Origin of the sequence: Streptomyces sp. AC512_CC834 (genome assembly GCF_019049325.1) — a bacterium.
GTDB lineage: Bacteria > Actinomycetota > Actinomycetes > Streptomycetales > Streptomycetaceae > Streptomyces.
Window position 1 is genome coordinate 1 of record NZ_JAGMUO010000071.1, and the last position, 1437, is coordinate 1437.

A 1437-nucleotide genomic window follows, 5' to 3' on the forward strand; every position below is an offset into this window, starting at 1 on the left:
AGGTAAATCCGTCGCACACGAGGCTGAGACCTGATGCCGAGCCGATTGTGGTGAAGTGGATGATCCTATGCTGTCGAGAAAAGCCTCTAGCGAGTTTCATGGCGGCCCGTACCCTAAACCGACTCAGGTGGTCAGGTAGAGAATACCGAGGCGTTCGGGTGAACTATGGTTAAGGAACTCGGCAAAATGCCCCCGTAACTTCGGGAGAAGGGGGGCCACACCCGGTGACGAGTCTTGCACTCCGAGCTGGGGGTGGCCGCAGAGACCAGCGAGAAGCGACTGTTTACTAAAAACACAGGTCCGTGCGAAGCCGTAAGGCGATGTATACGGACTGACGCCTGCCCGGTGCTGGAACGTTAAGGGGACCGGTTAGTCACATTTCGGTGTGGCGAAGCTGAGAACTTAAGCGCCAGTAAACGGCGGTGGTAACTATAACCATCCTAAGGTAGCGAAATTCCTTGTCGGGTAAGTTCCGACCTGCACGAATGGCGTAACGACTTCTCGACTGTCTCAACCATAGGCCCGGTGAAATTGCACTACGAGTAAAGATGCTCGTTTCGCGCAGCAGGACGGAAAGACCCCGGGACCTTTACTACAGTTTGATATTGGTGTTCGGTTCGGCTTGTGTAGGATAGCTGGGAGACTTTGATACTCGCACGCCAGTGTGGGTGGAGTCGTCGTTGAAATACCAGTCTGGTCGTGCTGGATGTCTAACCTGGGTCCGTGATCCGGATCAGGGACAGTGTCTGATGGGTAGTTTAACTGGGGCGGTTGCCTCCTAAAGAGTAACGGAGGCGCCCAAAGGTTCCCTCAGCCTGGTTGGCAATCAGGTGTTGAGTGTAAGTGCACAAGGGAGCTTGACTGTGAGACCGACGGGTCGAGCAGGGACGAAAGTCGGGACTAGTGATCCGGCGGTGGCTTGTGGAAGCGCCGTCGCTCAACGGATAAAAGGTACCCCGGGGATAACAGGCTGATCTTCCCCAAGAGTCCATATCGACGGGATGGTTTGGCACCTCGATGTCGGCTCGTCGCATCCTGGGGCTGGAGTCGGTCCCAAGGGTTGGGCTGTTCGCCCATTAAAGCGGTACGCGAGCTGGGTTTAGAACGTCGTGAGACAGTTCGGTCCCTATCCGCTGCGCGCGCAGGAGTCTTGAGAAGGGCTGTCCCTAGTACGAGAGGACCGGGACGGACGAACCTCTGGTGTGCCAGTTGTCCTGCCAAGGGCATGGCTGGTTGGCTACGTTCGGGAGGGATAACCGCTGAAAGCATCTAAGCGGGAAGCCTGCTTCGAGATGAGGACTCCCACCCACTTGATGGGGTAAGGCTCCCAGTAGACGACTGGGTTGATAGGCCGGATCTGGAAGCACCGTGAGGTGTGGAGGTGACCGGTACTAATAGGCCGAGGGCTTGTCCTCAGTTGCTCGCGTCCACTGTGTT

Annotated in this window: 1 rRNA gene; it reads left to right on the forward strand. The window is 56.6% G+C overall.

From position 1 onward, the window contains the following. Nucleotides 1-1415, forward strand: a 23S ribosomal RNA gene (locus KUM40_RS26315); the annotation flags it as partial. Nucleotides 1416-1437: the final 22 nt, after the last annotated feature.